Source organism: Ruegeria sp. CDSC021 (genome assembly GCF_059610845.1).
The window spans coordinates 116,123-128,868 of the sequence record NZ_JBXWOK010000008.1 but is presented as its reverse complement, the minus strand read 5'-3'; the positions used below and the strand labels follow the sequence as shown (position 1 = coordinate 128,868).

The following is a 12,746-nucleotide window of genomic DNA, read 5'->3' as shown; positions in this document are numbered from 1 at the left end:
CCGCTGGCGAGAGTCGGCGATGCGACAACGATTTATTGTTGACTGTTTTAGTAACCTTTATTAACGAGCACAAGTCGCCAAAAAAAGGCGGCTCCAAAAAACAATAAAACAGACTGACCAAAGCCAGCATGGCGCAAGCATTTCAGGTCCTCCTACTGTTTCGAAGGGACAGAGATGCGTGTGCAAATACGGAAGATAGCTTTGCTGGGAACGGCTTCGTGCCTCAGCATGATTGCGGCTGGCGCTATGGCGCAAGACCAAGACGATGGTTTCCTGGGCACCCTGATACTTGGGGAAAGCAAACGAGAGATTCAGACAGACACTGCCGTGCCGGTCACAAATATTGATCAGGAAGAGATCAACGACCGGCAGGCCAATACGGTTGCAGAGCTGATCGACTCGGTTCCGGGGGTAAGCCTGGTGAACGGCTCGACCCCTCAGGGATCGGGCATCAATATTCGCGGCTATGGTGCAAACGGCACGTTCGGAACCGACCAGAAGGTTCTGATCCTGGTCGATGGTGCCACAACGGGCGCGGAAGAGCTGTATCGGATCGGCAACCAGCTTTTTACTGACCCCCAGCTTTACAAAAGCGTCTCGGTCATTCGGGGCACTGTCGGGTCATTCGAATATGGGTCCGGGGTTGTTGGCGGTGTCGTTCAGCTGGAAACCAAGGACGCGTCAGATTTCACCGGTGGCGAGCCGGGTTTTCGGTTCCGTCAAACCTTTGAGGGGTATTCGAACGGCAACGGTTTTGCCTCGTCCTCTATCCTGGCTTGGCAGCCGAATACCCAAACGGAATTCCTGTTCAACTACACCTATCGCGATCAGGACGATCAGGAGGATGGAAACGGCAATACGATCGGCAACAGCGCGTTCACGCTGCCGTCGCTTCTGGCTAAGGGCAAATACAGTTTCGGCAACGATCTCGAACATTCGTTCACCGCATCCTACAACCAGTCCACATCTGAAGAGCGCGACGTCCCTTATGACTCGTTTGGCACCACGTCGGATGCCTTTGGTAATGTAGACCGTGATATCGAAACAAAGATCGGTATCCTGCGGTATCAATATCAACCCACTGGAAATGATCTGGTCGATCTGGATGTGAACCTCAGCTATTCTGAGCAGGCGATCGAAAGCAGCTATGTTTCCGGGTCTTCCAGCCTTGAAGGCACGCCATTCTTCCCCGGCATTCAGGCCCTGGCAGATGCCACACATAACTATGAAACGACAAAGCTGACGATCAAGAACACGTCGTATTTCCAGACCGGCATCGCCTCGCATGACCTGCGGGCCGGGATCGAGTTTATCAACCGCGAACGGTTGGACGCGGCCTCGGCCCCGGGTGGAACCGACCGTCGATTTGCCCTGTTTGCTGTGGACGATGTGCAGATCGGTGACAATCTGACGATTACCCCCGCGGTGCGATATGAGACGCAGGACATCGACGGTGATGATGACGCCGCGGCCCCGTTCAACGAAAGCTATGACAACAACGCGCTTATGGGCGGGTTGTCGGCGCGGTACGCGTTCAACAGCGGTTTCGCGATCTTTGGTGGTGCCGCCTACACGGAAAGCCTGCCGATCATCGATGATCTGGGCACGCCGCTTTACATGACGCAACCCGAGAGATCCCGCACGTGGGAAGCTGGTTTTTCCTATGATCGCGGTGACGTGTTTGCCGAGGGCGACGTGATCCGCGCCAAGGTCAATTTCTATCAAACGACCCTGTGGGATATCACCTCCTACGTCTCTGGCACCCCGTCTCAACCCCTGTCCGAAGTGGAAACAAAAGGCGCCGAGATCGAAGCCTCTTATGCCAATGCGGGTGGGTTCTACGTCGATTTCAACTCGAACATCGTGACGGGTACGGAAACCAGCGTCACCGGCGATGACTCGCGTTGGCGGAATGAGCCGTCGGATTCCGCGCGCCTGACATTGGGCAAGCGGTTCGGTCAGACGTTGGACGTCAGCTGGGAAATCTTCGGTGCCCGGGCCGGAACGGACTCGAGCGGGGACGCGACCGCGGGATACGGAGTAAACTCTCTGCGTGCGACCTACATGCCGCAAGAGGGTGTGTTTGAAGGCTTTGAGCTGCGCGCCGGTATCGAGAACATCCTTGATAAGGACTACCGCCCGAACCTGTCGACCCGCAATTCGACGGGCCGGACCTTCAAGCTCGGCCTGGCCAAAACCTTCTGATCCCAAGGAAAGGACCCGTTATGCGAAGTGCGGCAGCAAACAAAGCCAGCGCTGTCCTGTCGACCCTGCTCTCAGTCTTGGGGGCAGGGATCGCCAGCGCCGAAGACGTGCCCAAGACTGGCGGCGTATCAATCGAACTCAGCTCTGCCGAAGCAAGGGGGCAAAACTGTCTGCTCAGCTTTGTCGCCGAAAATATGCATGAGGTCGACATCAACGGTGCGGTCTATGAAACCGTCCTGTTTGGCAAAAACGGTGCGGTCGCGTTAATTACCCTGCTGGATTTCGAAGAACTGCCCGCAGGCCGCCCACGGGTCAGGCAGTTTCAATTCACCGACATGGCCTGTGACCAGATCAGCCGGATTCTGTTCAACGGCGTGCAGGAATGCATGACCCAGAGCGGTAACAAAGATGCCTGCATGAATGGCCTCAGTCTAAAAAGCCGCCTTGAAACTGAGATGATAGGATAAAGCCATGTCCAAAATGCTGCAAAAACTGATGGAAATCCTGCAATTAGGGGGCCCGGTGGTGGCGATCCTGATTGCAGCCTCAATCGCGACCCTCGCCTTGGTCTTTTACAAAATCTGGCAATACAAAGCGGCGGGGGTCGGCCGTCACGTCGAATTGTCCAGGGCGATCGACGCATGGGACCGAGAAGACCCCACGGCCGCCAGAACATACCTGAACAAAAGCCGTAGTTACCTGGCGCCGGTGATCGCAATGGCATTGTCCGGGAATGATCGCACCTTGTCCGAGCGGGTCGATGCCGAGGCTGAGACGCAATTTGCTCAGCTGGAACAGGGCCTCAATGTACTGGACATCGTCTCGCAACTTGCGCCCCTGCTCGGATTGTTTGGCACGGTGCTGGGCATGATCGAAGCTTTCCAGACTCTGCAGGGGGCGGGCAACGCCGTTGACCCGTCGCTGCTGGCTGGGGGCATCTGGGTGGCGCTGATGACAACAGCAGCGGGGCTGGCCGTAGCCATGCCGACGTCACTGATCCTGACCTGGTTTGAGGCCCGCGTGAACCGAGAACGCGTCTTTACCAACCGTGCGCTCAGAACAATATTTGCCCCCGGCCATGCCGAGGAGGCCGAGCAAACGGCAGGGGCCGCGATTACGGCACTGGCACATGGCGCTTGAGGTTCAAAGAAAGCGGCGCAAACGCCTGTCGATGACATCGCTCATAGATGTCATCTTTTTGCTGCTGCTGTTTTTCATGCTGACATCCACATTCTCGAAATTCGCCGAGATTGAGTTTTCGACGGCCTCAGTCGGCGGCGCAGAGCCAGACCAAGCCATCCGGTTTATTAAACTGAATGCAGACCGAATTCTGGTCGATGGTGCGCCTGTACCATTGGCGCAGGTGGCTCCAATGCTGCTCGACGCCAAATCCCAAGTTGCGCTCATCAGCCTGGGTCCGAGGGCAACCTCTCAGCAGCTGATTGATCTGTTCATCGTGCTGGCACCTGTCGAAAACCTGCGCACTCAGGTATTGGGCTGATGCAGTTGAAATCGAAGCCCAGACAAAGCCGAGAGCCAACCATCGCGCTGATCAATGTCGTGTTCCTGATGCTTATATTCTTCATGATCGCGGGCACCCTTACGCCGCCGCTCAACGGATCAGTTCAGCTTGTCGAAACGATGGATCTGGAGGGGCGCGAGCCACCTGATGCATTGGTTATCCGTGCGGATGGCACACTTGAATATCGCGGGGCAGAGCTGACCAATGCTGCGGCCTATGTAGAGCGGGCGGCTGTTGATCTGCCCCTTGATGCGGTTCGGATCGTGCCGGATCGATCCTTGCCTGCGGTTGCGCTCAAACAGATCAGCGATGACTTGCGCGGGTTGGGTGCAAGTCAGGTTTATGTCGTGACCGAAAGGGGATTACGGTGATAACCAAATCCCGCGCGGTGGTTGTGATTTCTGTCGCATTGGCCGTAGCGACACATGGCCTTGCGCTTTTGGATTATTTGACCGCCGAACAGGTGCAGGTCGAAGGTGGCGGAGAGGAGAGCGCCGCCGCGCTGGGATCTGTATTCAAGGACTTCGTCGCCGGAACAAATGCACCAGCACCGGCCAGCACGCGCAAGAAACCGGCAGCACCTCATCGGTTGCAACCCAAGGCCCGCCCTGTCAAGCAGCAGCGCACAACGTCGCCGCAAACTCTCAGCCCGGTTGTGAGCAGCGCTACGGCCGCGACCGCTGTTGCGCCAAGCCCTCTCAGGCCTCAGGACGCTGAAACACCGAACAGACAGGGTGATGCTGCTTCGGTGTCGCCGACCGAGGATGCCAAGCCGCCGGAACCGAAGAAACAGGCAAGCAATCAAACTGCCACCGCGCATGGCAACGCGAAACAATCGGGGAAAAAAGGCGACGCCACCGGGAAAACCACGAAAGGCGCGGCAAAGGTTGTTACATCCACGTCAGCGCTGACCGCATCCGGCAATGCCGACGCCAGCAACTACGCCGGACAGATTAAACGCAAGATTATCCGCGCCCGGAGAAAGAGCGCCAATATTCGAGGTGCCGCGTTGGTGGCCTTTCGAATAGCTGAGAACGGGACATTACAGGCGGTTGGAATAGTACGCAGTTCAGGGTCAAAGCGGTTGGATCAGATCGCCCTTGCCCAGGTAAAAGCGGCTGCACCCTTCCCGCCACCTCCGGCAGGGGTGAGACGAGATTATACTTTCGAAATCATCGGGCAGCAATAAGTGCCATATCCCATCGAGCCATAGGGCCCCTGTGTAAAGATGGGGACAGGGCTGCGCTTTGCGCCATCAACTATGTACACCGGTGATCATGGCGACAATTTCGTTCTTGTCGGTCTCGGCAGTTGTTCTGACGCCTATCTGTTCACCCCGGCGTAAAACGCAGATGCGGTCGGCAAGACGAAAAACCTGATCCAGGGAATGGCTGATTATCAAAATTGCCAGATTGCGATCCTTAAGTGACGCGACGAGGTCCTCAACCTTCGCAGTCTCTGCAACGCCAAGTGCTGCAGTTGGTTCATCCAGAAGGATCAATTTGCTGGCCCAATGGGTTGCTCGCGCGATAGCAATGCCCTGTCTTTGGCCTCCGCTCAAATCACGTATGGCTGCGCGCTCAGAGGGGATGCGCACGTCAAGCTGATCAACAAGGCTTTGGGTTTCGGCACGCATGCGTGCTTTATCCAGCAGTCCAAAGGGTTTGCGCGTCAGTTCGCGGCCCAGAAACATGTTCATATAAACCGGCTGTTCGTCAGCCAATGCGAGGTCCTGATAGACCACCTCAATACCATGTGATCGAGCCGCGCTTGCATCCGAAAAACCGACTTCTTCGCCGTCAAGCGCGATCTCACCGCTGGTTGGTCGATGCACGCCAGAGATGATCTTGACGAGCGTGGATTTACCCGCGCCATTATCACCGACCAGAGCCACGATTTCACCGGGGTAGAGGTCCAGTGAAAAATTCTGGATCGCGACCACTCCGCCAAAAGATTTGTGGATTTGCTTGAGGGAAAGAACCGGAGTCATTGCGCAAAGGCTCCCGGCCAGCTGACGTGGTCGCCAAAGCCGTTTTCGATTGAGGTAAGCTCTGGCATTCCGCTGTCTATGCCTTTTATCCCGGCAACCAAAGCGCGGGTCACAAAGGCCTGCCCACGGAAACCGAAGACAACCGTGTCGCCTGGTGCGGGGTTTTGATCGCTGTCGCTGTCGATCATGGCGTAGTAATCTATTGCGGAATAATCAGGAATTTCGACATTTCGCAGGGCTGACCGGCTGATTGTCGGGCTGCTGCTGACCAGCGCCCGAACCTGGTATTTCGGGAAAACCGGATCGATATAGAGCCCGCCGCCAAAGCAATAGGCTTTCCCGCCGTGATGGTGCGAGACCTCGGAAAGGTAAAGTACGGCGGGATCCTCAGGAAGGTCTTCTACCGCATGGAGAGGCGTCGTGCCATGTAGGCCATTGCCCGGTTCAACCTGCGTGGCCCCGGCTTCGGCTAATGCTGGAAGAACAGCTGAAGATGTCGTTCCGGGGGCATTGATTTCGATCTCCGTACGCCCAGCACGCGCCAGAGCTTCTGCAGCCATGTTGAGCGTGTGGAGGTTTGGGGTCGGCACAACCTTGCGGGCATCCTGGTCAAAAAGCAGGGCGGGAAAGGTTGTAATGCCTGCAAAGCGCCCGCCCTGCAGCGCATCCAAACGGTCGGCCACCGCCAGGATATCATTCGCGTCAAATCCTCCCTCGTGGCCACGATAGAACGTATCCCCTTCGGTCTGGATGCGCGCCATCAGTGCCTGTTCTCTCTCGGCCCGAGCCGAGGCGTCTGCCGCCTCTTTTGCCTTGTTGTCCGAGAATACCGTCCAATAGTCCGGGCGTAGTTTGGCTGCGGCGAAGAAAGCTTCTTGGCGGGGTACCTGTACAAGGTGACCCAAATGACCTGTCCTTAAGCCAGCGCGGTCACATGCCAAGGCGCAGGCCATATCCACGGCGACGGACCGGCTGATGCCACCGCGCATGACCGCCTGACAAAAGCCGGAATGGCGGCCCACCTGTTTGGTCATGGCAAAAGTTGTAAGGCCATGCCCACGGGCCACATCAGAGAAAAGGCGCGCGTTGCGTTCGACGACATCCAGGTCAAGCACATAGGCGTTTGCGGGGATCTTCCCTTGTTGATGCAAGGCCATGGCGGCCTCGATGAACTTGGGGTTGCGACGTATGAGAAGATCAAGAAACATTGGGTTGCTCCGGTGTCTATCGGCGGATTTCGCGGAGTGAAATTGCTACGGCGATCAGTATGATCAGCCCGCGTACGATCATCTGGTCCGAGACCTGAAGCCCCATCAGGATCAGCCCGTTATTCAGCATTCCCATCATGAGCGAGCCCAAAAGCGCACCTATTATGGATCCCTTGCCGCCATTAAGCGCAGTGCCACCTACGATGACAGCGGCAATGACCGTCATCAGGTCGCTTTCGCCCATTGTATATTTGGCGGCTTGAATACGCCCGGCATAGAGCAAACCAGCCAGCCCAGCGGTTGCACCGCACAAGGTTAGAACCATCAGCCGGATACGGGGAACCCTGATGCCAGAGACTTGGGCTGCGCGGGCATTGTCTCCAACGGCCAGAACGTGTGCGCCAAAACGTGTGTGTCGGTAGATGACATGGCCAATCAGCACTGCAATCACGGTCCAGATAACAAGTGAAGGTACACCAAACAGCTTGCCCGAGCCGAAGACCCCGGTGAAAGTCCCGTTAACGACAGGAATGGATCGCAGATCGGTCATCGAACGCGCAATTCCGGCAAATAATCCCATGGTGGCCAAGGTCACCAGAAATGATGGCAACCGCAGATAGGCCACCAATGCACCATTGAACGCGCCGATCAGAATGCCTGCGCCAAGCCCCGCTGCGACACCCAGGATCATTGGGCCGTTCTGCATCGCAACAGCTGCCGAGAGGGCTGCAACAGCTACGACAGAGCCAAAACTCAGGTCGATCTCTCCGGCTGACAGGGCAAAGACCAATCCGATGGCCATGATCGTGGCCGGGGCTGTCTGAAGGACGATATTTGTCAGATTCCGACTGGTCAGAAACCCGTCATCGTAGAGAGTGATCCCAAAAAACAGAAAGATCGCAAGAAAGCCGAAATAAATGACGCAGCGCTGTAGATCCAAGTCGCGCATACGTTGAAAAGCCTGTTCCATGGATGCCTCTGGGAATATCCGGTTGCGGCAGGTCGCCAGAGGCGACCTGCCCATCAGGTCTCTACTTCGATGTCAGACTGGCTGGTGCATCAATATTCAGCGAGTTTTGCCATCCATCGGCAACGTTGTCCGCTGTGACTGTCAATGCAGGGGCTACAACAAAGGATGGTACCTCCTCGCCCAGCAGGTCGAGCACGGCACTGGCGGCCATTGCACGCCCTAGTTCATAGGCTTCATCGGCAACAATCGCCGCGACATTACCACCCTGAACCATATCAAGGGCAATCGGCTCTGACAGATCCAATGTCACGATCTTGGTCGAGGTGTTTCCGTTCGTCCGCAGCGCTGCAAGAATACCCTCTGCCGGACCAGCCCAGGTTACGTAAATTCCACCCAGGTCTGGGTTTTTCAGCAGCATCGCATTGGCAATCTCTTCGGCGCGCGCAGGATCAGATATGCCTTGTTCTGCAACGATTGTGATGTTCGGGTAGTCGTTCTCAATCGTGGTCTTGAAAGCGTTGTCGCGCTGATTGGTCACGTAATAATCTGCGTCGTGATAAATCCACCCAACTGTTCCTTCATTGCCCATGGCAGCCGCAAGCGCATCCGCCGCTTGTTTGCCCATCTGAAACAGGTCATCCGTCACGATTGCCGCATAGTCGTCCGGGTGCTTGTAGCCGGCCGGCAGGTTCGAGAGGAAACTTAGGGCAACTCCGGCCTCTTTTGCCTCTGCAAATGCTGCGGCAGAGGTCACCGGGTCCAGAGGAAGCGACAGAATGATATTGGGCGATTTGGCCATGACCGTCTCGATATCGCTACGTTGTTTAGCAGCATCAAATCCTGCGCTTGTCACGGCAACGACCTCGATCCCCAGACGCGCAAATTCATCGCTGGCACCTGCTGTTACCGCATTCACAAAGTCGGATTGGTCATGCCACAGCAAAGCAGCGGAATATCCAGCCTCTTTCACCTTTTCGACATCATCATCAGCGACAACAACCATTGATGAAGGGGTGGCACTTTCCCCCGCTGGACCGATGGTTTCAGCGTATAAGCTGCCCGCCAGCGCGAACATCGCGGTAGCGGCAAATGTGCTTCTAACAAGTGACATGTTTGTCCTCCTCAGGTTGGATGCATTGCGAGCGTGTCCGACGCACCGAACTGCGCTATGAAAAGCGCAAAGGCCCGGACGGCGGCGAGGTATTCTTCGACCTCAATTCGTTCTTCAAAAGTATGCGCCACGGCGATATCCCCCGGTGCGCAGTAAACGGTTGGACAGCCGATCTGTTCTGTTAAAAATGGCATCTCAGACCAGTAGGGCGCGCCGCCGATTTCTACTTTTCGGGATAGAGTTTGCTGTACACAGTTTTGCAACAGGCGAACCGCCTCAGTATCGGGGTCGTTTTCAACTGGTGAGCCGCCCTTTGGATGATCACGACCGGCTGGGTAGTCGATGCACACCTCTATACCTGTAGGTAGGCGATCCAGGCCAAGCGCTGTTTCCAATGCTGCCACTGCATCATCAAGCATTTCGCCAGGTCTAAGTTTCCGGATCAGTGAGAGCCTGCATTCTCCGGGCACTGCGATAAACCCGCCGCCATCGATATGCGTCACCAGAACAGAAGAGGCACCGACAAGGTCATGACGCGGGCCCGCGTTCAGTTCTTTTTCATGATCCCAGATTTTCGACAGAAGCGTATGCGTTGCTTTCAATGCATCGACCCCCAATTCGGGTCGGCCGAAATAAGCTGTTTTTCCAGTTATCGTGATCTCGGCGATAAAGAACCCGATCTGGGCGGAATAAATGTCCAAACTCGTTGGCTCGACATAGATCGCGAAATCAGGACGGGGGATCTCGGCGGATTTGATGCGTCCAACCAGATCTTTCGCCCCGGCGCTGACGCCGCTGCCAGGTTCACCGCTTTCTTCGTCACCGATGAAGGCAAAGGTCAGACTGGCTGAAGGCATAACGCCAAGTTTTTGCAGCAGGCGATACCCGGCAATCGCAGCGCAAATCCCACCCTTGAGGTCGCTTGCCCCACGTGACCAGATGTGCCCGTCCTTTTCGGTCGCGCCGAATGGATTTTTGCGTGCATCGTCTTCCCAATATTCCTCCCAGCCCCGGATATGCACCGTATCCGTATGGCCCAAAATCATGAGGTTGGGTCCCTCCACAGAAGCAATTCCCCAGACATTTTCGCGTTCACCCGCGAAACAGCTCCGTCCGGTATTCAGCCCCAGGGCCATAAGTTGCTGGTCCAGAAAACGCGCAAAACGTGTTTCATTGCCCGTCACGCTTTCGATGGACAGGGCATTGCGCAACAGAGTCAGGTCTGCATCAGCATCCTGTTCTTGACGCAAGCGTTCTGAAAGAGCCATAGCGGTCATGACATACTTGCCTTGAAGGTATCGAGCGCTGGAGGTGGTACGTTGATCTCGGCACCTTTCTGACCCTCGGCGAAAAGAGAAATATGTAGGTGCGACAGGGCAATAGACACACCTCCGGCAAGGGCAGCATGCGGACCCAGCTTTGAGGGCTGGATCTCTATTTCACGGGGGTAGCACTGGGCGGCAAAGCGTCTGATCCGGTGCATCAACTCGTCACGCGCGCCGATAGAGCCCCCCATCACGATAAGGGACGGATCAAGGACCGCTACAATCGACGCCGAAGCCCGCGCGATCTGATAAGCGACATTGTCCAGCGTTTGCTCGGCTGCTTTGTCGCCGTTATTGGCAGCCTCAAAGATCGCAGGAACTGAGCAAGTTTTGCCCGTAAGCATCCTGTATTCGCCGATGATTGCATCGGTGGCGGTTACGCGTTCCAGCGCGCCTATTTTATGGCTTTCCTTTGCAATGGGATCGGCACCAAAGGGAAGAAAACCTATTTCGCCAGCTGCACCAGATGCGCCACGCAGCAAAATACCTCCGACGACGATTCCTGCACCAAATCCGGTTCCGACGGAAACGAAGACCAGATCATCCTGGTCGCTTCGATGATCCATCCAATGCTCGCCCAGAGCGGCAAGGTTGACGTCATTTTCGACAAGGATTTCTATCCCAAGCCGTTCGTTCAAAGTGCCAGCAAGATCAATCTGATCCAGCCCGGTTATGTTAGGCGCCATCAGGACCGCGCCGGTCCTGCTGTCCGGCACGCCTGGGACACCGACGACAGCTATTTTCAATTCGCCTGACGGGCATTGGGGGTCGTCTGCGGTTGCGCGAACCATACGGGCAACCTGATCGACCACTTGTCTGCCGCCGCTTTGTTCTGTCGGCTCTACGCGCTCGGCCAGAACGCGACCGGTCAGATCGCATAGTGCGACCCTGATCTTTGTTCCACCCAGATCGACGCTGGCGACCGTTGCCGCATCCGGAGCGATCTCATATACCACAGCGCGGCGTCCGACATGCCCCTCGGTCTGACCGACTGTCCGCACCCAGCCATCGCTTTCTAGGTTTCCGACAATTTCCGAGATTGTCTGTTTCGAAAGACCGGTCAGCTTCGACACGCTGGCGCGCGAAATGGGCCCATAGGTCGCAATCGCCTGAACGACCGCACTTTGAGACATTCGTCGAGAGATTTTCGTCTGCGTTGCCACGTCGATTCCATTTATTCGTTCTGTTACCGAACTAAATATGGAGTGCGATTTGAGTCAACCCGGTTTTTCTGCGCTAAAGCATGAAATACGAAAAATGAGCCTGCTGCGTCCGGGTCGAATTTTGGCTAAAGGCTTGGAAGCCGTTCTGAAAATTGGTGCTGGGTCAGAAGGTTTGGGTAAGGGTGCCCGAACCAGAAAGAATCTGATTGCGGGCTAAGAAAACCGGCTTATCCTAAGATGGCCTCGATCTTTTCAAGGGTCGCAATATTTACAGCCACGCCTTGTGTGGCCGATGCGACGCGTTTTGCGCGTCGGCCATCGCCAGGCAAATGTGCATCGTCTTGCGATCGAATGGCGTCGACGAGTTCCTCGATGCCCTGAGCAAAGCCACCCGACGACGATGTCGCCACAGGGTCGATCGCAATGAAAAACTGTCCGGTCTTGGGCGGGCCGCCAGCGGTTCCTGAAAAGGGCGAGGCGTTGATGCCCAGAGTGGCCCCTGTAAGAGCGGCCGCCATAACTTCGGTCAGAAGGGCCACACCGACGCCCTTGTACCCACCAGAAGGTGCCATGGAGCCCTTGAGGCCCACATTGGGATCAGTGGTCGGGTTGCCCTCGGCGTCCAATGCCCACCCAACGGGGATCGGCCTTCCTTCTCTGGCATGTTTCATGACCTCGCTCTTGGCGATTGTGCTGGCGCTTTGATCGATCAGCAGGGCGGGTTGCCCATCTGTACCGGGTACGGCAACGGAAAAGGGGTTGGTCCCTACAACCGGCTTTGCGCCACCCGATGGCGCGATCGAGGCTGGCGCGTTGGTAAAACCAAGCCCGACAAGCCCGGCCTGTGCCAGACGATAGGTGTGATAGCCCAGCACGCCGCAGTTATAGCTGTTGCAGATGCTCAGCACGGCAACGCCCTGTTCGCGCGCAGCGGTGATCAGCGTCTCATACCCGAGATCGATGGCTGAATGGGCAAATCCGGTTGCGGCATCTACGGTAACTACACCTGGCTTGGGCCGTGTCATGACCGGTTTGGCAAGCCCGTCGACCTTGCCACATTGGACATGCTCACAATAGATCGGGATATAGGCCAGTCCATGGCTTGCCACGCCGTCCGCCTCGGTTGCCGCGGTCGCAACCGCCAGCGGGCGGGCGTTTTCCGGTGAAGTCCCCGCAGCAACAAGCGCGCGAAACGACAGGTCTTCGATTTCGTTCAGAGTAAGGGTCCGGGTCTCGGTCAAATCAGTACCTC

At 56.4% G+C, this 12,746-nt stretch carries 13 protein-coding genes; 6 read left to right on the top strand and 7 right to left on the bottom strand.

Going from position 1 to position 12,746, the window contains the following annotated elements; genetic code table 11:
* The first annotated feature begins 246 nt into the window (after positions 1–246).
* Genes AC2FGB_RS13620 through AC2FGB_RS13595 form a run of 6 tightly spaced genes read left to right on the top strand, consistent with a single transcriptional unit; the run spans position 247 to position 4,916 of the window.
* Entirely contained in the window at positions 247–2,205 is a 1,959-nt protein-coding gene (locus AC2FGB_RS13620; RefSeq protein WP_496710129.1) for a TonB-dependent receptor domain-containing protein, read from the top strand.
* Positions 2,206–2,225: 20 nt separating this feature from the next.
* Positions 2,226–2,672, top strand: coding sequence for a hypothetical protein (locus AC2FGB_RS13615; protein WP_496690031.1), 447 nt, complete (start codon positions 2,226–2,228; stop codon positions 2,670–2,672).
* Positions 2,673–2,676: 4 nt separating this feature from the next.
* Positions 2,677–3,345 carry a MotA/TolQ/ExbB proton channel family protein gene (locus tag AC2FGB_RS13610; RefSeq protein ID WP_496690030.1) on the top strand — a complete coding sequence of 223 codons (669 nt, stop codon included), beginning with the start codon at positions 2,677–2,679 and terminating at the stop codon, positions 3,343–3,345.
* Between the two features lie 31 nt (positions 3,346–3,376).
* On the top strand, positions 3,377–3,706 hold the full coding sequence (locus tag AC2FGB_RS13605) for a biopolymer transporter ExbD (protein WP_246097242.1): 330 nt from the start codon (positions 3,377–3,379) through the stop codon (positions 3,704–3,706).
* A complete protein-coding gene (locus tag AC2FGB_RS13600) occupies positions 3,706–4,098 on the top strand; it encodes an ExbD/TolR family protein (protein WP_142637739.1) in 393 nt (130 codons plus the stop codon). Before AC2FGB_RS13605 ends, AC2FGB_RS13600 begins: the two co-directional genes overlap by 1 nt.
* Positions 4,095–4,916: an energy transducer TonB gene (locus AC2FGB_RS13595; RefSeq protein ID WP_496694027.1), complete on the top strand. Its 822-nt coding sequence runs from the start codon at positions 4,095–4,097 to the stop codon at positions 4,914–4,916. Before AC2FGB_RS13600 ends, AC2FGB_RS13595 begins: the two co-directional genes overlap by 4 nt.
* Positions 4,917–4,982: 66 nt before the next feature.
* Here the strand turns inward: AC2FGB_RS13595 and AC2FGB_RS13590 are convergent, their stop codons facing one another.
* From AC2FGB_RS13590 to AC2FGB_RS13560, 7 genes are all read right to left on the bottom strand, one after another.
* Entirely contained in the window at positions 4,983–5,717 is a 735-nt protein-coding gene (locus AC2FGB_RS13590; RefSeq protein WP_496692973.1) for an ATP-binding cassette domain-containing protein, read from the bottom strand.
* The gene (locus AC2FGB_RS13585; protein WP_496694026.1) at positions 5,714–6,925 is read right to left on the bottom strand and encodes an alanine racemase; all 1,212 of its coding nucleotides are present in this window, start codon (positions 6,923–6,925) and stop codon (positions 5,714–5,716) included. The genes AC2FGB_RS13590 and AC2FGB_RS13585 overlap by 4 nt, the downstream gene beginning before the upstream one ends.
* Before the next feature lie 16 nt (positions 6,926–6,941).
* Positions 6,942–7,895 carry an ABC transporter permease gene (locus AC2FGB_RS13580; RefSeq protein WP_282022025.1) on the bottom strand — a complete coding sequence of 318 codons (954 nt, stop codon included), beginning with the start codon at positions 7,893–7,895 and terminating at the stop codon, positions 6,942–6,944.
* Positions 7,896–7,956: 61 nt separating this feature from the next.
* Positions 7,957–9,006 (bottom strand): substrate-binding domain-containing protein, encoded by a 1,050-nt coding sequence (locus AC2FGB_RS13575; protein ID WP_496694025.1) that lies wholly within the window; start codon positions 9,004–9,006, stop codon positions 7,957–7,959.
* An 11-nt stretch (positions 9,007–9,017) separates the two neighbouring features.
* Positions 9,018–10,283 carry a M20 family metallopeptidase gene (locus AC2FGB_RS13570; RefSeq protein ID WP_496694024.1) on the bottom strand — a complete coding sequence of 422 codons (1,266 nt, stop codon included), beginning with the start codon at positions 10,281–10,283 and terminating at the stop codon, positions 9,018–9,020.
* Positions 10,280–11,464, bottom strand: coding sequence for an ROK family transcriptional regulator (locus AC2FGB_RS13565; RefSeq protein WP_496694023.1), 1,185 nt, complete (start codon positions 11,462–11,464; stop codon positions 10,280–10,282). Before AC2FGB_RS13565 ends, AC2FGB_RS13570 begins: the two co-directional genes overlap by 4 nt.
* Before the next feature lie 257 nt (positions 11,465–11,721).
* Positions 11,722–12,735 (bottom strand): Ldh family oxidoreductase, encoded by a 1,014-nt coding sequence (locus AC2FGB_RS13560; protein WP_281973183.1) that lies wholly within the window; start codon positions 12,733–12,735, stop codon positions 11,722–11,724.
* Positions 12,736–12,746: the final 11 nt, after the last annotated feature.

What these genes read in the sequence shown, in the direction of transcription:
- AC2FGB_RS13620 (WP_496710129.1), top strand. Translation starts at nt 247, where the DNA reads ATGGCGCAAGACCAAGACGATGGTTTCCTGGGCACCCTGATACTTGGG.
- AC2FGB_RS13615 (WP_496690031.1), top strand. Translation starts at nt 2,226, where the DNA reads ATGCGAAGTGCGGCAGCAAACAAAGCCAGCGCTGTCCTGTCGACCCTG.
- AC2FGB_RS13610 (WP_496690030.1), top strand. Translation starts at nt 2,677, where the DNA reads ATGTCCAAAATGCTGCAAAAACTGATGGAAATCCTGCAATTAGGGGGC.
- AC2FGB_RS13605 (WP_246097242.1), top strand. Translation starts at nt 3,377, where the DNA reads ATGACATCGCTCATAGATGTCATCTTTTTGCTGCTGCTGTTTTTCATG.
- AC2FGB_RS13600 (WP_142637739.1), top strand. Translation starts at nt 3,706, where the DNA reads ATGCAGTTGAAATCGAAGCCCAGACAAAGCCGAGAGCCAACCATCGCG.
- AC2FGB_RS13590 (WP_496692973.1), bottom strand. Translation starts at nt 5,717, where the DNA reads ATGACTCCGGTTCTTTCCCTCAAGCAAATCCACAAATCTTTTGGCGGA.
- AC2FGB_RS13585 (WP_496694026.1), bottom strand. Translation starts at nt 6,925, where the DNA reads ATGTTTCTTGATCTTCTCATACGTCGCAACCCCAAGTTCATCGAGGCC.
- AC2FGB_RS13580 (WP_282022025.1), bottom strand. Translation starts at nt 7,895, where the DNA reads ATGGAACAGGCTTTTCAACGTATGCGCGACTTGGATCTACAGCGCTGC.
- AC2FGB_RS13575 (WP_496694025.1), bottom strand. Translation starts at nt 9,006, where the DNA reads ATGTCACTTGTTAGAAGCACATTTGCCGCTACCGCGATGTTCGCGCTG.
- AC2FGB_RS13570 (WP_496694024.1), bottom strand. Translation starts at nt 10,283, where the DNA reads ATGACCGCTATGGCTCTTTCAGAACGCTTGCGTCAAGAACAGGATGCT.
- AC2FGB_RS13565 (WP_496694023.1), bottom strand. Translation starts at nt 11,464, where the DNA reads ATGTCTCAAAGTGCGGTCGTTCAGGCGATTGCGACCTATGGGCCCATT.